An 18,484-nucleotide genomic window follows, 5' to 3' on the forward strand; every position below is an offset into this window, starting at 1 on the left:
TCTCCTAGAGACCAAAGGGAAAGGTATCTGGCATCCCTGCTCTGGTTTCTTTGCTCAAAGGTTTAACCGCGCTGCTTTCATCAAACCAAATGTATTCATCAAATTGGCGGGGCAAAGAGGCATAGAAATAATGACTTTGTAACTCAGTTTCTGGACGATAAATAACGCCAATGGCCCGTTCCAGACGTTCCGTTAGCAGCTTTGTGCGGGTTATATCCTGTAAGGGCTGACGCAAAGGTAGCAAAAAGTTATCAGTGTTTACCTCATGGCAGATTCGTTCATAGCTGTCCATATGGGCTGGCTGCACTTGTTTGACTTCCATCGGACCACCCCATTCTGAGGCCGCAGCTACTGTGCCGTGATCTGTACCAAAACCAATAAGATAGGCTGCGTCAGCATAATGTTGGCGCACCAACTGCCCTATATTAAACTCGCCCCGGGCGCTCATTTGAGTGGCGCGGGCATCACCTATGTGAGAGTTGTGCTCCCAGATAACGGCTTTTGCCTCTGGCCCTCTATTGGCCAGCACTGATTGCAGGGTGTCGAACATATGCTGATCACGCTGATTCCAGGAGTTGTTTTCAGCGTAGTACATAGTCCGGTAGTAACGTTCGGCGTTGGCTACCAATCGGGCATTTTGTGTTGCGTTAAAAAATCTATCGCCATCCGCCAGGGAGTAGTCCAGACGCTTTTTTAATAGATCTTGCAGGTTAGCCAGCACGTCGCTTTCGCATTTTCGGTACTGTTTACTGATACTAACCTGGCCGTATAAGGTGGGATCCTGGATCCATGGAGTTAAACAGCCATAACGAATTCTGGCTATTTCTGCGGTTTGGGGATCAACGCTATGTAGATAGTTAAGTACTGCCTGTATTGAGCTATTCAAGCTATAAAGATCTAAACCGTAAAATCCTATTTGCTGCCGGGGATCGACTATTTGCTGATTGTGAGCCCTTAACCAATGACTAAATTCCAGCACCGAATGATTCGCCCACATCCAGGTGGGGAAGCGTTCGAAAGACGGGCTTTCCAGCCGGGGCTCAGCAGAGGTATTGTGAATGTAATGATTGATATGGTTAGCATCGGGCCAGTCAGCTTCCACTGCAATGACGGTAAAACCTTTCTTTTCGATTAATTCCCGGGTAATACGGGCGCGCATATCATAAAACTCAGCTGTGCCGTGAGAGGCCTCGCCGAGCAATACCAGGCGGCTATCGCCGATGCGCTGCATTAAATTGTCCAGCTTGACATCCTTGATTTTGGCAAAGTGCTCGCTCGATTGATAAATTAACTCGGGTAAGCTTAGTTCTGCTTTTTTAAGCGCTTTGGTGGTGGTTTCATCCTCCCATCCGGCCGCGCCAATCAAGGGCACAAAACGCACATCGCCCAGATCTTCCTGGTGGTATTCATCAGCGCTGATCCGGCGCACCCGAAGCAGTTTCTGAGTATGTAAACTGGCACCTACGGGGATCACCAAACGACCACCTATGGCCAGTTGTTGTTTGAGTGTTGTAGGCACATCAGGGCCTCCGGCAGCGACCACTATGGCATCAAAAGGGGCGTGTTCGGGCCAACCCAGAGTGCCATCAGCATACATTATCTTGGTATTTGCATAACCCAGTTCCTCAAGCCGTTTACGGGCACTGTCGGCAAGAATTTTATGGCGTTCAATGCTATACACCTGGCTCGCAATTTCTGCCAACACCGCAACGGCATAACCCGAGCCGGTGCCTACTTCCAGTACACGATCCTCTGGTTTTAGTTCGAGCGCCGCTGTCATCAGTGCCACTATATAGGGCTGGGAAATGGTTTGGCTGGCCGCAATCGGTAAGGGCGAATCATTGTAGGCAAATTCAACCAGCTCGGTGGGCACAAATTCCTCTCGTGGCACAGCATTAATTGCCCTAAGCACAGCTTCATCATCCAAACCCCTGGCTGCCATTTGATATTCGATCATCTGTTGTCGTAAAGCGGCAAAATCACTCATAACATGCTCCTGTCATCACGTTTAGCCATCCCGAATTACTGGTAATTAATTAATAAATCCATAGATATTCATTGTTCACTGATACCGCAGGGGAATATTGATGTTAATCAATAAAACAAATGTGGCAGTAAATGAATTAGCCGCACAGCCAAGATTTTTGGGGGTATTCGGGCAGATTTCTTAAGCTAATGATGCAGGCTCTAGTTAAGCTAAGGCGCTAATGTTTAGGGTATTCGCCCATTTAATCAGGCTTGTGTTGTCTATGGCACCGTATTTACGGGCGATTTCCTGGTCATGATCAAAAATAACCAGGCACGGAATGCTGCGAATTTGCCAACGGCTGGCTATTTCTTTTTCAACATCAATATTTAACTTAGCCAAGCGCATATGTGGCTCCAACACATTAGCCACATTTTTAAACGTTATCGACATCGTTTGGTAGGGACCACCCCTAGGTGCCCAAAAATCGACCATTATCGGGATATGGTTACGCTGGGTAAAACGGTTAAAGTTCGCCATCGACAATTCCACAGGCTGGCCATCAAAAAGTAACTGTTTGCATTTCCCGCCCTTCGGCGCACTTGCAAGGCCAAGAATTGGAACGCGGTTAATAACCCAACAATGAGGACAGACTACCTAGGATAAAACACTCATCTGTGGGATTTCCTCTTAGTATCTTTTTTTTACTTACATCCAAACTCATGCTTTCACAGTCGCTTTACCAATAAAGAGTAGCGCTTGCTAGTCTAATAAAATTGATCCCTGTCAAGTGAGTAAATATAAAACATTAGATAATGTGATTCATTGTTTGGTCGGTTAGTTGGATTTAAATTCAAAGGGGAGCAAAAATGTCAATTAAATGTGCACTCGTTGAACTCGTTCCTCAGCCCTCATTATCGATTAGGGCAGTAACGACAGCGCAAGATTTACCAGTGATTGTTGCCAATGGCTTTGGCAAAATAATGCAGTACTTGAAAGAGTTCAAGCAGCATACAGCGGGACGTCCGTATGCCAAATATTACAATTTGGATTTACGTAATCTGGATGTGGAATTTGGCATTCCTATTCAACAACGTTTTAGCGGCCGGGATAATATCCGAGCCAGTGAAACCCCTAAAGGCAAAGCGGTTACCTGTCTACATATTGGCCCCTATAGTGACGTAGCACCGTCTTATCGTGCCCTAGTTGAATGGATGAAAGACAAGGGTTATGAAGGGGCAGGGTTAGCATACGAAGTTTATTTGAACGACTATGAAAATACCCCACCAGAAAAATTACAAACTCAAATATACGAGATGATAAGGACGTCTAAAGAGATCCCTCGCAACGAGGGATCGCAAGACGCATAAATCGAGCGAAGACCTAAACAGATAGATAGGCTGTTTTTCTCTCAGTAAAAGGGGTCAGAGTTAGATTAAATTAGTAAGTCATTGTTTCAAATAATTAATATTATAAATTGACTGCGACCCCTTTTATTCTTTTATTGACTCTGACCCTGATAATTTTTTTAATGGCTTAGCCATTATTAAGGATGGTTGCTCTAATGCAAGTAGTCGTTATAGCGTTTTTGATCTAGTTACAATGGCTAGAGATTACAAGTCTATAGCTGAGGATAGCACTAGCAAAGTATTGCAGCGGACAAGCCGCTGAATGTGGCGTTAATGTCCATTTTACTGCGATAAATCACTCAAAAATTGTATTTCACGACCGTCTGCAATCTTGGGCTTAACAGTCATTCAGCTAAGTCAGATCCAACAGCTGCAATTCGCTCATTAAACCGATATTTCCCTTAGTAATGACACCATTCCAAGTAAGGCAGGTCTGTTTTGACTTGAACTCTGTAAGTAATGGCTGAGATTGTTCCCAAACTTAAATGGAACAAATAATCTTCTTGGGCTTCCCTTGATTGAAATATTCCCAAACTTTAATAGAAAACCATAGCCGAAATATAGGGTGTCGAAGGACTCTTTAATCCCAAACTTAAATGTGACCAGTCATTTCTACGTCATCCTTGAAACCTCAGCTGCATTGCTGTCGCTACTCGCCCCAATCACATATTAATCATATGCTCATGGGGCTCGCAGCTTGGCGGCTTTGCTGAGGCTACGCTTTTTATGCGCTGCGCTTACTGGCATCCCGCGCGGCGTCCGCATGCCTTTTTTCACACAGCATCCTTGCTGAATGACTTAATTTTTCCTACAGCAGCAAAAAGTAAGCAAAAAGTGCCGCTTGAGGGTTCAACTAGATTCTTTAGAAGCACGGCTTCGCCCAGTTGAACAACCCAACATGGATGTTGGGTTTGGGTACAAATCATCAAGGAAGTGTATTTGACTACGTCAAAGGTTTCACTTTTCTAAGTTGCGTTTACATCAGGTTGGGGAGGCAAACTCAATTAGCATCCATGCTAATTGCCCTACTGAATTCACAAAATAATCGGCGAGCCTTGAATCGAGGAGAGGTCAAGAGCATCGGCTTTGCCGACTGAGAGATTGCTTCGCAATTAATTATCATGGATATCCTGTTAATGTCCTAACATCAGATAAATCTATTTGAATAAAAGCCGTTCATCATCACAAGCAAACTGGTTTTGCACATCAGCTGGGGGCGCTTGTCTTGAATTCTGAATTAAGTAGAAATAGTTGATTAATAGACTAAAAATTGCCAACTTTCATTCCCTCATGGATAAAAAAAAGGTAAATATGGAAAATATAAGGCATGATGTATTTTATTTAAAAAAATGACGTTTTGTTTTACCTGTACTCAAACATTTGTATACACATCAGATCTATTGATTAATGTGGGTCTCAGAGACAAAATATAATAAGAATTTTCTTGGCGATCTTAATATGAAACGTTTTACCGCATCTTTTACGCTGGCAACACTGCTCGCGTCCAGCATGTTTTCAGCGGATAGCTTTGCTGATCAAAAAAAACCTGAGTTTATCAACACGGCTGGCTTTGAAGATTTGTTATTCCAAGTCTCCAACTGGGGTCGCTGGGGTGACCAAGATCAGCTCGGCACACTGAACCTAATTACTGCAGAGAAACGTATATCAGCCTCAAAGCTGGTTAAAACTGGCGCAGTGGTGTCCCTTGCCCTGCCAATGAATGAAGAGAAAGATGAGGTTAATCAATCGCCTTTTATTCATGAAGCGTTTATTTTCCCCGCTGCCTTTGGCATACCTCCAGAACAACACCCTGAAGCTGCGGGAGATAATTTTTCGGTGGCCTATCACGGTTTTGCCCATTCCCATTTAGACGCAATATCCCATTTCGCCTACAAAGGAAAAATGTATAACGGCTTCCCCTTTAAACTTGAAGCCGGCGGTTTTGCAAAACTCGGTATCGAAAACATTGCCGAGTCTGGCATTATTACCCGCGGTGTACTGGTTGATTTTCCGGCGTTTTTTGGCGTTGATTTCCTGCAGCCAGGACGAGCAATCACTACCGAAGATCTCCTCGCATGGGAGAAAAAATCGGTGTTAAGATTGGCTCGGGGGATGCACTGTTGATTAAGACTGGCCGTTGGAAAGCGGTTGAAGAACTCGGCCAGTGGACCTTTACCGAAAAAGCTGCGGGCCTGCACACCACTGTGGCGACTTTTCTGAAGGAGCGTGATGTTGCGGTTATTGGCTGCGATGGCGTTTCGGACGTTATGCCTTCAGGAGTCGAAAACCGATTTAACCCGCTTCACGAGCTGACCCTTATCGGTATGGGCATGCCGATTTTTGATAACCTTGATTTAAGAAAGCTTAGCGATGTCGCCAGACAGCTAAAGCGCCCAACCTTTATGTTAGTGGCAGCGCCGCTCAATGTTGAAGGTGCCACAGGCTCGCCGCTTAATCCTATGGCGATATTCTAAAACGAGATAGTGCTTAACTCTGTTCCCTCAGGACCGTATTCAAAGGGGGCAGGGTTATTGCAATCACTGCATTATCTATTCAATAACACCCGCCTTACGAAATAAGACTAAACAAGCCTTGCCGACAAGGCACTGACCTGAGGGGTCAGTATCTTTTGGATCAGCAATGGATGTGCATTAGGCGCATCCCTGTATCTAAGCCTGAGGCCAGCCAGTGCTGTGCCTAAGGCTTTCCTGTCGATTTGTTGATGCTCGCTATAATCTTAACTGCAGCACCGCTACTGCTGACGAAACTATTGAGTGCATGACCAAAAACGACCATCATTCTTGGCCATTTTTTAAGAAGTATAATTCAGTAAAACCCATTTTTACAAATTCGGCATCTCTAAAATTTCTTACGGTCGCTTTGCCTTTACTGATGGTGGCAACTCGCTGCTCAGTTTGCAAAAAGTGGGTAAGGTCTAGTCCTTCAGCATCGGCCACTGCCTCATGCATATTGCGATAGCGGCTGTAAGAAAAACTCATTTCCTTTGCCACACCATTAAACTTATAACGTACTTTATGTGTCATTTTATACTCACATGAGTTCATCAATTGCGAAAACTATTTGACCGCCATTATAAGCTCAAATAGCGGTGCTTATTCAATAAGCTTAACAAAAAGTATTATCGCGGTGAGCCCCATTAACTAAGCAACGCCCTTATATACCCAAGTGACCTCAAAAAGCACAGTTCAGCGGGAATTCAAATCGTCAAATACAAGGTATTTGTGTTGAGACATAGTTCCACGCCATTATAGCCCTGAATTAACAAGCCACCCATGATATAAACTCAACAGCCAATGATAATTTTAAACAACTGATTTTGTTATTAGAAATCTTTAATCGTACAGTACTTAGAGTCGAGGGCAAGAGCATCGGCGTTGCTGACTAAAGGGGTTGCTTCGCAATTGATTATCATGGATGTCCTGTTAATTTCTATGATCTTCCCCCAGTTTAGTAGACATTCAGCTTGCCTTTGAATATGTGTTTTCATATTCATCGGGGGACACATAACCAAGGTGGCTGTGCAGTCGTGTTGGATTATAGAACATTTCTATATAATCAAACAAATCTGCTCTTGCATCACTTCGTGTTGCGTACACTTTTCGCTTCACTCTCTCGGTTTTAAGTGAATGGAAAAAGCTTTCCGCAACAGCATTATCTAAACAATGACCGCGACGACTCATACTAGGTTGCATATTATGTGCAGTTAAGAAGTCCCTGTAATCACCGCTAGCGTATTGACTACCCTGATCAGTATGCACTACAACACCTGTTGCTTTAGGTCGTCTCCAAATAGCCATTATCATCGCTTTTATGACAATGTCAGACGTCATCGTTGATTGCATCGACCAGCCAATCACTTTTCGAGAAAACAAGTCCACCACCACGGCTAAGTAGAGCCAACCTTCGTACGTTTTTATATAGGTGATGTCCGAAACCCACGCTTCATCAGGCTCACATACAACAAACTGCTGTTGGAGGTGATTATCAGCAATGACCGATGGTATAGCTGATTTAAAGTACCGCCGCTTGTAGCCAATATTGGCTCTCAATTTAGCTTGTTTCATTAACTTCGCTACGCGGTTTTCACCACAAGCTTCACCTGAACGTCGCAATTCATGCGTGATACGTGGACTGCCGTAAACTCCACCACTTTGCACATAACTGGCTTTAATCTGCTCAAGCAATCGTATGTTGTCTTTTTCGGCCTTAGACTGCGGTTCTTTTAACCACGCGTAAAAACCGCTGCGGTGAACGTTCAGCACTCTGCACATGGTGCTTACGCGATAGATTTGGAGCCGTGATTTTATGAACGTGTACTTTTCTTTGACTCGCTTGCAAAGTACACGGCGGCTTCCTTTAGGATGTTTCTTTCTTCTGTGACGCGCTTCAAATCAGCTTTGAGCTTCCGTATTTCCTCATTCTCAGCAGATTGTTGGGGCGGTTTTTTCGCTTTACTGACCCAGTAATACAAAGATTTATCGGAAATACCTAAGCGCTTAGCAACACTGGGTACCGAGAAGCCTTTTTCCAACACTTGTCGAACGGCTTCTTGCTTAAATTCATCAGGATATTTTTTATTCATAACACTTTTTACCTTACTTCGCTTTCTAAGTAAAAAATGTCTACAAATTTAGGGGAAGATCACTATCCTATTTCTATTAATTCATCCTTTCCTATTTACTGAGTGAAATTAACTTTTTAGTGGACATAGGCCGTTTTTTTTATTTCTTGTGGTGAGATTACATCAGATAACATTATGTCGATACTTGCCTCGGTAATAGCATTGGAGCAATGTTCAAAAAATGCGACTTTAGTGGCATAATCTAAGGCACATTCGATGGCACATTTCATTTTATTTTTGAACCGTTGTAATAAGCTTTTGGCTGCATCGACTTGATTAATGGATACATAAGCATGGGCCAACATAATTGCTAATGAAGTTAAATTTGTGGTGAGTTGCGGTGATTCTAAGCGGTTGTCAAAAATGATCTCTGCTGTTTCAAATGCACAGCCTAAGAGCGGTATCGCTTTGTTTGGTTGGTTTCTGTGTAGTAAATGTTCAGCTAGTTTAGTCATATTCTGAACGCTAATAAAAGCTTCTTTTGGGTTGGCATCTATCCAAAATCTGTGATTAGGACAAATGTATCTGTATTCTGACATGGCAAACTCCTGTTATGGATGCGCTGCTTAAGACTGTTTTTTATACTGAGTAAGTTTTAGGGTTGCGAATTTTGCAGTGGATAATTATTTTGCTTATCTCCGATGTAGTAAGCGTGTAATTTATTAATTTCTTGGGTTTTTTGTTTGTATTGCTGTTGGTCTAATATTTCGTATAACAGTGGTAACAAACGTTTTATATAGCGATAACATTTTTTACGCCAAAAACTAGCGATACAGTGATCGCATATTGTGTCAATCAGAGTGTTGATTACCCGCATATGTGCTTGTCGCACAGCAGCAAGATGTGTGAGTTGTTTGGCCCGTTCCAACCCTAAGTGTACATAACAAGCTATGATGTCATCGTTGTGGGTATTGCAATCGCAATCGCCATAACGCACAGACATTTCGACAGCGGTAAAAGTAAAACAATATTTGAAAGACATAAAGCCCACCAATCTAAATAATAATAGTTATCATTAAGATTGGTGGGCTTTAGATATGATGACAATATAATTAAATGGTCTCAGGGTCTGAAGGATACCCCACAAAATAAACAGGTAGTAATTTTAAGATGATTTGGAACATCCACGTTACTTAGTGATCAGATCAATCTCCAAACATCATTAAAAATCAATACCATGAATGAAGTTGTTATTTTGAAAACGTTCTTTACGGCTGTTTCGCCTAAAATGCATCATCGGCGTTACTTACTCCGTGTGAGGCTATTGCTACTCTATTACTCATTCATTATAGTTTTATAGTTACGCAGGCGTAAATTTTATCTAGTAGAATTAGAAGTGTCTTAAGCGGGGAGTATTTATAATTGCTGTATTAGTCAATACATGGTGTTCTACAGAATATTGATAACATGTTAAAATCATCCTCGATGAGGCAAACGAATTCCAATGCGATGGATTTGATGACGATGCAGTGTTTTAAGGAGCATAATGGCTAAGAAATTTTACGCAGTACTCAAGGGCCATAAGGTTGGTATTTTCACTACATGGGCAGCTTGTCAGTTATCGACCAAGGGTTATTCTGGAGCTGCATTTAAATCGTTCACGACTCAGAAAGAGGCTGACGAATACCTTGGGAATGCGGTTACGTCACCGGGCACCTCACCCAAGAATTCTATCCAAGCGACCTCAGCTGCCAGTAGTCCTGAAGGATTAACAGTGGTGCTGGCCTATCAGTTCCCCATACAGATATACACCGACGGTGCTTGCGATCCCAACCCGGGTGCGACGGGCTCTGGCCTTGTAATTTATGAGTATGGAAAGTTAACGACTTTAAAGTACGGTTACCACGTCCCTAACGGCACAAATAACACGGCCGAATTAGTTGCATTAAGAGAGGCCATTAAGTTAGCCCACGATTACATCAAAAAAAGTCAGCCAGTAGAAATTTTAAGCGACTCGGATTATTCCCTTAAAGCTGTCTTTGTTTGGTCAAGGGGGTGGGAGAAAAAGAATTGGACCAAGGGTGGCAGCGCTCCGATACAAAATCTTGAGTTGATCAAAGAGTGTTACGCCTTAAGTCGTTCTCTGATCGGAAAGGTACAGATGACACACGTCAAGGCTCATTCAGGGACAGAGGGAAACGAACTCGCAGACCGCTTATCAGTTCAAGCTCAATTGCAACAGGTAACAGGTTGGCAGGACTTCACAGATGAAACGTCTCCCGAGAAAATACTCGCCCTGAGTCGAGGCTAAAGTGATGAATAAGACTGCCTAATAATAGATAGTCGCTATGGAGTATCAAAAGGTTAGCAATCACAACTTATGGCAAGGTTTGGTATCCAATAAAATATCTTTGTTTCTCAACTTTTGAACAACCTGTGGCTATCTAGCCTGTTTATCTGGAATAAGCATCAACAGCTCTGGTGGCCTTTAAGGCGAATTACATGGATGTTATGTATTGATTCACTTCTAATGAATTTGTCATGGTGTGTTTGTGTGGGGCTATCCGCGGGGTGGCCACTCCTAGACAGTCGTTCGGTAACGAGTAATAATAACAGTGGCTTAGCGAAATAAGGTCAAATAAACATTGCCGACAGCGCAGAAAAGCCGCTTTTAACAGCGAATATAGCTGCTTTTCTTAAATTATAAAGACACCCCTCGTAATAAATTGCAAAACCATTTTTTTGGCTGCTCGTTATCATAGTTGTCTATTCGTCTCATACTCGGGCGCTTCATTAGAATAATTAACAAGACATATATGGACGCTCCCGTGATGTCAACGTAATACCTGTCCTCTTCGTGCTGATTTTCAGCACGAATTACGCTTTACTCTTCTTTTACCGCTAGTCTGTTGTGTTGAAGGCAGTCTAAAAATGGCTTAGTTCTGACATATATTCAGGCTCTTAATTGCATTGGTTTTATCACTTCAGGCCTCTGATGAACTCCGTACCTTATCGCCTTTTACACACCCACTCGGATTAGTTATCCTTGTCCTACGTCTGGCTTTGATGAGGTAGGGTAGACCGTTTTCTTCATCATGCTCTGACTAAGCGGGTTGGGTAAATTGGGTGTTACCCCGTAGTCTTGCCTTCCACAACACCCACACAGGCTTGTTGCCTTTGTCTCGGACGGAATTGAGCAAGGCCGGGGTAACGTAAACTGTTTCATGTTACGCGCTGACCTCTAAAGATGTAGGCATAACTGCGCAATAGCGCTCTTGGCGCGTGAGCAATATCCAGATTAAACGCGCCAAGCGATGCGCTACGGCGACTGCCACTTTATTGAACGGTTTGGTGAGGCGAAGCTTCAGTTGCCCATAAAGCTAATGGGTCGGTGCTTTTGCAGCTCGCACGACTGACAAAGGCTCTAGCACCATGTATCAGTTGTTTACGTAAGTAGCGGTCACCGCGCTTGGTGATGCCGCCCATTTTACTGATGTTACCCGAGGCATGTTGTTTGGGCGTCAGCCCTAACCACACGGCAAACTCTTTGGGGCTATTGAATGCTTGCCCTTTGTCTATGGCAGCTAACAATGCTGAAGCATTAATCACACCGATACCAGGAATACTGCTTAATATCTTACCGCTTTCACTGCCATCAACAAATTCGCCTAACTGTTTTTCAATACTTTTTAGGCGTTTAAGTGTGACGTATATCACTCAACATGTCTATCACCATATCTTGTAATCGTTGACTATACTGAGGGTTATCTATGACGCTGCTTAATCCACTTAAGAGCGCCTTGTGACCACAAGGAAACACCACACCAAACTCACTTAATAAGCCTCGGGCTTGATTGCTCATCGCGGTTTTGTTTTTGACCAGTCGTTCTCGTAATAAAGATTGGGGTCAGGTCTTGTATTTTGTGCAAAACTCAAAATCTGACCCGTAGGTTTCGAATTTCTAAGCGGATTGACTCGATAAAGGCTGACATTAAAATATTGCCAATGTTTTGTGGGGAACTCACGCAAAATGTGTGGCACTTGTTATCATATTTCTCTTGTAGGTTATTGTTAGATATGGACTTAAAGTCAAAGCATATTTTTATGAAATTTCGTATTTAACCGGAACAGCGGTTTCCACTTGTCAGAAACATCCTGAAAATGACTTTCATATGCGCTAAGACTATGAAATGATGAATTATATTTTTACTTTTTCGGAAATTTTAAGTCTAATTGAATCCGCACTTAACCCGATTTCCGACTAATAAACTGTTAGAGTTTTCGATGAAATATTTGACCATTTGTATATCGCTGCTAGTTTCATTTAACGCTTTCGCATGTAAATGCGATGGTGATACCGTAGTTAAAAAATTGATGCTTTCTGACAAAGTTTTTGTTGGTATAGCAATTTCTGGTGAGATCAATAATCAAGTTGTAAAGGCGGAGTTTACTGTTACTGAAACCATTAAAGGTAAGCTAGATTCTAAAGTTGTTGTTACAACAGACACCTCAAGTTGCGGCGCACCAATTACTCTAGGTCAAGAAAGTTTAGTGTTCTTAGACAATAATAACTTTACATACATGTGTACTGGTGTTCACTCATTGCGCAATCGTAAAACTGATTATGATTTAGATATATTGCGTGACGTAAAAAAACTCTAACAAGCTGTTAAACAAGGACAAAAAACAGTTGGTTTTTGCTCCTTCGTCGCTAATTTTAACCAACTATTTTTTGCCTGTTAACAGGGCGTTAGCAGGTAAAAAGGAATTTGTTGTTTATCAAAGCTTTTCACATTCATCGCTTAGCAATCAATTCTTGGTTTATCGTTTAACACTTATTGGTGACTTCAATCCGTTGTTTTCGTCATAAGTGTTTAAGTCTGAAATTAATATAAAGTTTTAGAAATTGGTTTTTATTATTCATAAAATCAATTAGTTTAGTGAGTAAGGTTTTGTTTGTAAGTTCGGTAAGTTGCCAGCTAACAAACAAATCAAGCGGGACTTTTTAAAGTTTGCTGTGTTCCGCTTCGCTTCACCATTTTAGCAAACTATAAAAAGCCCCTTATTTGGGCGTTAGTTTTGCAGCCCACAATTCTAGCGTTATTTATTTTTTGGGCATGGAGTTTAAAATGAAAAAATTAGTATTAGCATCTGCTTTATTATTATCAGTAGGAACAATTCAGGCCGCAGAGTCTGTTCGTTGGGATAGTGCGTCTTTATCTTATCAATCAGTAGATTTAGACGGCGATAAACTAACAGGTTTTGGTGTCTCAGGTACAAAATTAGTTAGTGATAATGTATTTATAGCTGGTAGCTACGCGTCAGTGTCTGATGATATTGATGTTTTTGGTTCTAAAGTGGATGTGGATTTTAATACATTATCTATTGGGCTAGGTTATCGTCATGCGATTTCTACCACTACTGATTTCTTTGGTATTGTTTCGTATCAAGATATGGAGGTTGAAGCATCTTTCCAAGGAAACTCAGAAGATGATAGTGAAAACGGATATGGCCTTCAAGCAGGTCTTCGTTCATTAGTTACAGCTCAGTTAGAGCTAAGTGGTTCACTTAGTTATGTCGATATCGCCGATGAATCGGAAACTGGTTTTAATGTTTCAGCAATGTATCATTTTACAGATCAATTTTCAGCTGGTGTTGGTTACGGTAAGTCAGATGACGTTGATTCTCTCAGTTTATCTGCGATTATCTTTTTCTAAATTAATGCAAAACTAACAAGTTGCTCAACAGGACAAAATACAGTTTGCTCGGCTCGTACCTCGCCAATTTTGGCAAACTGTATTTTGCCCGTTAGCAAAGCGTTAGGTGTCTAGTTATGAACAGTAGAAGTACTGACCTATTTTTAACGAGCATTGCGCTCTTCGTATTAATCACTGTGGCGAGCAGCCCCGCTCACGCAGTCTGGGCAAAATTTGTTCACGTTACACCGATGTCGCCAGAACCGCCTAAAGTAGATGTTTCTGTATCACAGAGCGACGGAGACGAAGTTAGCATAGAGCTTGTTTTCCCGGAGCACTATGGGGGTAAGAAGGCTTGGCTTATTACATCTAAAGCAACTTTTTTTGTAAATGAGCAGGAGCGCTTTCGTTATACGCTATCGGGAGACAATGCGCAGGATACAGCGCTGCAGAATGTTGATGAAGTTGTTCGTTTGAATCCAACGTCTGGCGGGGAAAAGTTTGTTGTATTTAATTTGACTTTAGATATGGCGACTGCACGCAGATCAATTGTTTATTATGGGCATACACGCACTGTGTTCGATGGTGGCTACTTCTATTCAGTCGACTTACAGTCTTTCCTGAATTAGTGAGTATCAAAATTATGAGGGATGAGACACCTAACCAGTTTGATAAATTGCAAAAGACATCCAGCCAGTTTAACGAATTGCAAAAAGCCTCCGAAGACACGATTGATAACCTACTCACTTCTATAAAAGTGTTTAACGATCGCATAAATATAACTAGCGCTCTTAATAATAATTATCGAGAGAAGTTAACTAAACTATTTACTCCTATTTGGTTGGGAACCAAGGAAAGTGAGTCATTTAGAGCGCTGTGTAATGATTTCGGTATGGCAACTACTGATTGTAATGGGCGCACATTGTTTGATATTGTGACTAACAGCAATGCTGTTGGCAACGCAATTGAAAGCTACGCAGATAATTACAACCTATACCTCTGCCCGCACTAACTGTTTTTCAATATGAAGCAGAAAGGTCTCGTTAAAGTCAGGTGTCCTTTTGCTTTTGTAACAAGTGGATTTGCCACTTACCATAAAATGAACTCACTTTTGAATGGCTATAATTATGTTGGTATATAGCAGTTCGTATTCTTTCTATTAGCGTGTTGAGTAAACGTTAGTATGTATTTAGTTAAAAGGAATTTTGGTTCGTGATTACGTTTATTAACCCGTTATTTAAAAACTCCCCTATTTATTACTGGGGTCTCCCATTAATAGCACTTTGCTTATTAATTCTGTCCTTTTTTTATCATCTAAATCATTTAAATGGAGCGATTTTACTAACAGGATTGAAGTTAATGGCGATGACATCAGTCATCCACTTTTTGATTCCATTGGTTTTCAAGGCCATCATGTTGAGTATATTAAGACTTTTAAGAAAACCTAGTTTCTCCCGAAAAGCAGAAATTTATTACAATTTAAGTCTTTTGTTAACTTTTATGTTTCTTGGCGTGGCTGTACCCATTTCCTTAGTTCTCCTCTATTCTAATGATTTCATGGGTTATGTGCTATTGATAGGCTCTGTCGATGAATTACTTTTAAGTAAAAAATTAGAATTAATATTTTATCTTAATGTTTCTATAATAATTATTTTCGCTAAATTTTTTATCGGGAATGAAGATAGCTCAATTGCTTTTGAGTCTAATGCTGCTTCCCAGTTCGTCATCAGTACAATATTGGTTTTATCTTTCTTTATTATAATACTTGGGAAAGATTTCCATTTTATAGAAAAGCTGGCTTTAGCCCTTTATTTGAGTCATTCTTTTTTCTTTATTCGGACGTATTTGAAAGAGTGGGGAGTTTTAAATTAGCTCCTGACATCTAGTAGAAAAGTATCGGTCTTGTAATATATTTGTTTCCCTTCGGTTATGAAACATAACAGTCAATTATAGGACATAGACATACCAAAATAAGGCTTATAAAAGCTTTTGGAAGCATTGAACTGGCTTCTATGTATGTTGAAGATAATGAAATCATCAAAAGTAACTCACCAATAGCTAGGTAGTAATTCATTACTCAATGTAGCAACCCCATTAATCCCAATAGCTCTTATTCATTGGCATAAAGAAATTTGATGTTGTAGTTGAAACGATATTGAAAACTCGCTGACAATGGTAACGTCTAGCTGCGAATTACCCGTAAGACATAGAGGTACTAGACAGTATCTTTTTTTATTCTTCACACGTGGCAATATATGATGCTGTATTCTCTTATCTGAGGTTTAAATGAAAGTACTATCACTTATCAAGGTTTTGCCCTTATCGTTGCTCCTAGCCCTTGCTGTCTCACTTGGTGGTTATGCCAATAGCGCCACCTCCGATGAACATGCCAATCCACAATACAAATACTATGGGGAGTAAAATGATTAAAGCTCCTGCCACCGGGATGGCAACAGGTGATAACAATCCAGCTATGATCAAGGCGGCAATGGCATAAAAATACCCGGATCGTTTCATGATGATACTGACCCGGCAGGCAATACTACGATACCCGGTTCATGTTCCTTAAGAGCGACCAGGTATTGGGGTACTGTTAGTTGATTATTTTCCAGGTAGTCCAGCTCAACTTTAAAGGATTCAAGTCTTGCGTTGGTTTCCTGCGAATAAGTCGATAGGTCGGTTAATAGTTGCGCGTGTTCTGAGTAGTCGTGGTCCAGTGCTAGTGCGGTTAGATTGTCACAGCGGAGTTGGTATAGTTCCTTAGGGTTAATGCTTACAAGGTCTGTAAAATCGGCCAGGATAGTATCCAGGCGGGTACGATAACTGCCCAGATCTTCTGTCATGAATTCTGCGTGCAATACCCCCATGCAGCAATAGGTGTAACGGGCAATGAGCTCATGTAATTCATTTACGCTGAGCTTGATGTCAGTGAACAGACTCTTGTCCGCCAGCAAGTTGGCGTAATAGTGCCTGAGCAACGAGAATACAGATGCAGCTTCTTTGGCAAGTTCCATGCGTCTTTCCCGGGTATCGGCCCGCTCCGCGACGATAAGATTCTCCGCTGCCTGTTTGAGTTGCGCTAATGACATGGCATCCCAGCCTTTATGCAGGTGATTGAGCACCTTTTTGACGGCGACGATATCTGTGGCGATGGTGTCCAACTTGCTGTCGATTTTATTAAGTTTTGTGGTAACAGCGGCGAAACCAGCAACAGAAACACCTAGGCCGACTACAGAGCTTAGTGCTGCAACATTGGTTACCATTTGTAGTGATTCCAGTGTTTCCTGGACTTGATGGATTGATTTTTGGACGCCTGCAATTTGAACGGTATTTAGCGCACTAAAAGCCATCGAAATGGGGTTTGCAGCCGAGCTGAGACTGAATGCAGAGGATCCCGCTTGGGATAGAAGAGAACCGATGTCGCCGGCTTCTTTCAGGTGGCCGACAATCTGGCCGGTACCGGCATCCTTTAGTATCGCGCCATAGCGAATGATACTGCCCATTTTAAGTTTGGCGGCGTATTTGAGAGGTTCTTCCATTAATATCTTCATTACAGTTCCTGCGGCATGCTATCAATCCGTTTTTGTATCAGCATTAATTCAACGGTGGCGGGTATTATTTTCTTGTAGGCGGGGCCTGCCATTTTGGCACCCAGCAAGACGACGCCCAGGGTAATGGCTATGGGTCCTGCGATACTGGTTGCGGGTGCAGCCAGAAAGGGCAATCTCCAGGCAGATGCCGTGGCCGCTGTGGCTGCTCCACCACCGATTGTGCTCAGTGAGGGCAGGGCACCTGTTATACGTTTCCAGAAGCTGGGGTCTGTTTTCAGTTTGTCTTTCGAGTCATGATATTCGGCTTGGTAGATTTCGAGAATTTTTGACTCCAGTTCCTGGTCACTCATTTCATCGATCGGGGACGCGTACTCCCAGGGTTTTAAACTTTTTACACGCTGCCAGGATTCATCCAGTGATTCAGTGAATGAACGCATTTCGCAGTAAAGCAGTCGGAGTACCTTGGAATAGGTGGGGGTATCGTTATTAATCAGTGGGCGGATAGCATTAAAGAGCGAGTTATCAGCAGCCTCGCTATAGGTAATTTCGATAGTATTAATGGACGAATCTTCAGGAATGCTAAGATGCAGGCTAAGGCGGCTTAACTCGGCTTTAGTGGCGTTATTTAGCCGATCGTGTAATAGGCTTTCAGTGTTGTTGTTACTGCTCATGTTTTTGCTTGTTAGCGTGATGTATCTGACGCAATCCTTGGTTTTATTTCATCTGCTGCTAAGGTGCCAGTAAATCTACCACTTGTAAAGTAAGGTTTATATTCTAATCGTGTGGTGACGAATAACAACAATAATAACGATCGCTAGGTAGATTAAATGTAAATGGTTAATCCTTTAAGCGAGCTATCCATCAAGAAGTTAAAATCTATTGCAGGTGATTCAAATAATACAACGAATTACATTGGATGCCCTGGCTTCATAGCTCCTCCATTGGATATCAGTCTGATTTGGAATGAATGGCACCAGTAGAGAGATTAAACCAATGTATTGCATCGATCGGTTAAACTCACATGAGAAAACAGACGGTCAGGTATGGTCGCTTCAATTGATGCTAATCGCTCTAACTAACATAATCTAGGATAAATATTATTACTCACCCACCCAAAGTAAGGACTTATTTATCGTTGTTTAATATTAAACCTCACATGACTTTGTGTACGCTAAGTTTTTTAAACATAAAGCGTCTTAACGTGATATCGATATAAGTTATTTAAGGATTCTAAGGCTCAACTAATTCAAGTTTGTACTGCGGGCAAACATTAACGGCTA

At 41.9% G+C, this 18,484-nt stretch carries 20 protein-coding genes and 2 pseudogenes; 9 read left to right on the top strand and 13 right to left on the bottom strand.

Annotated features, from left to right (window positions below; genetic code table 11):
* Window positions 1-4: 4 nt before the first annotated feature.
* The 4 genes and pseudogenes from Q0Y52_RS19515 to Q0Y52_RS19525 form a co-directional block, all read right to left on the bottom strand.
* Complete coding sequence (locus Q0Y52_RS19515) at window positions 5-1,231, bottom strand: erythromycin esterase family protein (RefSeq protein ID WP_366939283.1); 1,227 nt, start codon at window positions 1,229-1,231, stop codon at window positions 5-7.
* 126 nt (window positions 1,232-1,357) lie between these two features.
* A pseudogene (locus Q0Y52_RS19520) lies at window positions 1,358-1,957 on the bottom strand (protein-L-isoaspartate(D-aspartate) O-methyltransferase); the annotation flags it as partial.
* 234 nt (window positions 1,958-2,191) lie between these two features.
* The gene (locus Q0Y52_RS09130) at window positions 2,192-2,506 is read right to left on the bottom strand and encodes a thioredoxin domain-containing protein (RefSeq protein ID WP_297820804.1); all 315 of its coding nucleotides are present in this window, start codon (window positions 2,504-2,506) and stop codon (window positions 2,192-2,194) included.
* A gap of 48 nt (window positions 2,507-2,554) precedes the next feature.
* Window positions 2,555-2,608: pseudogene (locus tag Q0Y52_RS19525) on the bottom strand (hypothetical protein); the annotation flags it as partial.
* Window positions 2,609-2,835: 227 nt separating this feature from the next.
* Between Q0Y52_RS19525 and Q0Y52_RS09135 the strand changes: the two are divergent.
* The 3 genes from Q0Y52_RS09135 to Q0Y52_RS09145 all read left to right on the top strand — a co-directional run bounded on the left by Q0Y52_RS09135 (window position 2,836) and on the right by Q0Y52_RS09145 (window position 5,849).
* Window positions 2,836-3,336, top strand: a complete 501-nt coding sequence (locus Q0Y52_RS09135) for a GyrI-like domain-containing protein (RefSeq protein ID WP_297820806.1) — start codon at window positions 2,836-2,838, stop codon at window positions 3,334-3,336.
* 1,497 nt (window positions 3,337-4,833) lie between these two features.
* Entirely contained in the window at window positions 4,834-5,499 is a 666-nt protein-coding gene (locus tag Q0Y52_RS09140; protein ID WP_297820808.1) for a cyclase family protein, read from the top strand.
* The gene (locus Q0Y52_RS09145; RefSeq protein WP_297820810.1) at window positions 5,451-5,849 is read left to right on the top strand and encodes a cyclase family protein; all 399 of its coding nucleotides are present in this window, start codon (window positions 5,451-5,453) and stop codon (window positions 5,847-5,849) included. The genes Q0Y52_RS09140 and Q0Y52_RS09145 overlap by 49 nt, the downstream gene beginning before the upstream one ends.
* A 321-nt stretch (window positions 5,850-6,170) precedes the next feature.
* Here Q0Y52_RS09145 and Q0Y52_RS09150 read toward each other — a convergent pair whose 3' ends face one another.
* From Q0Y52_RS09150 to Q0Y52_RS09165, 4 genes are all read right to left on the bottom strand, one after another.
* On the bottom strand, window positions 6,171-6,419 hold the full coding sequence (locus tag Q0Y52_RS09150; protein WP_297820812.1) for a DUF2960 family protein: 249 nt from the start codon (window positions 6,417-6,419) through the stop codon (window positions 6,171-6,173).
* 435 nt (window positions 6,420-6,854) lie between these two features.
* A protein-coding gene (locus Q0Y52_RS09155) for an IS3 family transposase (protein ID WP_297820814.1) occupies window positions 6,855-7,978 on the bottom strand; the annotation gives its coding sequence in 2 pieces (ribosomal slippage) (window positions 6,855-7,747 and window positions 7,747-7,978; 1,125 coding nt in all).
* Window positions 7,979-8,094: 116 nt separating this feature from the next.
* Window positions 8,095-8,556: a hypothetical protein gene (locus Q0Y52_RS09160; protein ID WP_297820816.1), complete on the bottom strand. Its 462-nt coding sequence runs from the start codon at window positions 8,554-8,556 to the stop codon at window positions 8,095-8,097.
* Window positions 8,557-8,612: 56 nt separating this feature from the next.
* Window positions 8,613-8,999, bottom strand: a complete 387-nt coding sequence (locus tag Q0Y52_RS09165) for a hypothetical protein (RefSeq protein ID WP_297820818.1) — start codon at window positions 8,997-8,999, stop codon at window positions 8,613-8,615.
* Between the two features lie 504 nt (window positions 9,000-9,503).
* Here Q0Y52_RS09165 and Q0Y52_RS09170 point away from each other — a divergent pair.
* On the top strand, window positions 9,504-10,268 hold the full coding sequence (locus Q0Y52_RS09170; protein ID WP_297820820.1) for a ribonuclease H family protein: 765 nt from the start codon (window positions 9,504-9,506) through the stop codon (window positions 10,266-10,268).
* Between the two features lie 1,025 nt (window positions 10,269-11,293).
* On the opposite strand, the gene Q0Y52_RS09175 is transcribed toward Q0Y52_RS09170, so the two are convergent.
* Together Q0Y52_RS09175 and Q0Y52_RS09180 are read right to left on the bottom strand one after the other, a co-directional pair.
* Window positions 11,294-11,674, bottom strand: a complete 381-nt coding sequence (locus Q0Y52_RS09175) for a transposase (protein WP_297820822.1) — start codon at window positions 11,672-11,674, stop codon at window positions 11,294-11,296.
* Window positions 11,655-11,819 (bottom strand): hypothetical protein, encoded by a 165-nt coding sequence (locus Q0Y52_RS09180; RefSeq protein WP_297820824.1) that lies wholly within the window; start codon window positions 11,817-11,819, stop codon window positions 11,655-11,657. Before Q0Y52_RS09180 ends, Q0Y52_RS09175 begins: the two co-directional genes overlap by 20 nt.
* Window positions 11,820-12,241: 422 nt before the next feature.
* On the opposite strand from Q0Y52_RS09180, the gene Q0Y52_RS09185 reads away from it, so the two are divergent.
* From Q0Y52_RS09185 to Q0Y52_RS09205, 5 genes are all read left to right on the top strand, one after another.
* A complete protein-coding gene (locus Q0Y52_RS09185) occupies window positions 12,242-12,619 on the top strand; it encodes a hypothetical protein (RefSeq protein WP_297820826.1) in 378 nt (125 codons plus the stop codon).
* A gap of 467 nt (window positions 12,620-13,086) precedes the next feature.
* A complete protein-coding gene (locus Q0Y52_RS09190; RefSeq protein ID WP_297820828.1) occupies window positions 13,087-13,674 on the top strand; it encodes a porin family protein in 588 nt (195 codons plus the stop codon).
* Between the two features lie 116 nt (window positions 13,675-13,790).
* Window positions 13,791-14,282, top strand: a complete 492-nt coding sequence (locus Q0Y52_RS09195; RefSeq protein ID WP_297820830.1) for a hypothetical protein — start codon at window positions 13,791-13,793, stop codon at window positions 14,280-14,282.
* A 14-nt stretch (window positions 14,283-14,296) separates the two neighbouring features.
* Window positions 14,297-14,665 carry a hypothetical protein gene (locus tag Q0Y52_RS09200; protein ID WP_297820832.1) on the top strand — a complete coding sequence of 123 codons (369 nt, stop codon included), beginning with the start codon at window positions 14,297-14,299 and terminating at the stop codon, window positions 14,663-14,665.
* A 347-nt stretch (window positions 14,666-15,012) separates the two neighbouring features.
* Complete coding sequence (locus Q0Y52_RS09205) at window positions 15,013-15,525, top strand: hypothetical protein (RefSeq protein WP_297820834.1); 513 nt, start codon at window positions 15,013-15,015, stop codon at window positions 15,523-15,525.
* A gap of 474 nt (window positions 15,526-15,999) precedes the next feature.
* Here Q0Y52_RS09205 and Q0Y52_RS09210 read toward each other — a convergent pair whose 3' ends face one another.
* Genes Q0Y52_RS09210 through Q0Y52_RS09220 form a run of 3 tightly spaced genes read right to left on the bottom strand, consistent with a single transcriptional unit; the run spans window position 16,000 to window position 17,875 of the window.
* A complete protein-coding gene (locus Q0Y52_RS09210) occupies window positions 16,000-16,170 on the bottom strand; it encodes a hypothetical protein (protein WP_297820836.1) in 171 nt (56 codons plus the stop codon).
* Window positions 16,167-17,204, bottom strand: a complete 1,038-nt coding sequence (locus Q0Y52_RS09215; RefSeq protein WP_297820838.1) for a hypothetical protein — start codon at window positions 17,202-17,204, stop codon at window positions 16,167-16,169. The genes Q0Y52_RS09210 and Q0Y52_RS09215 overlap by 4 nt, the downstream gene beginning before the upstream one ends.
* Window positions 17,204-17,875, bottom strand: a complete 672-nt coding sequence (locus Q0Y52_RS09220; RefSeq protein WP_297820840.1) for a hypothetical protein — start codon at window positions 17,873-17,875, stop codon at window positions 17,204-17,206. The genes Q0Y52_RS09215 and Q0Y52_RS09220 overlap by 1 nt, the downstream gene beginning before the upstream one ends.
* Window positions 17,876-18,484 lie beyond the last annotated feature (609 nt).

It is taken from the genome of uncultured Paraglaciecola sp. (assembly GCF_943787955.1).
GTDB lineage: Bacteria > Pseudomonadota > Gammaproteobacteria > Enterobacterales > Alteromonadaceae > Paraglaciecola.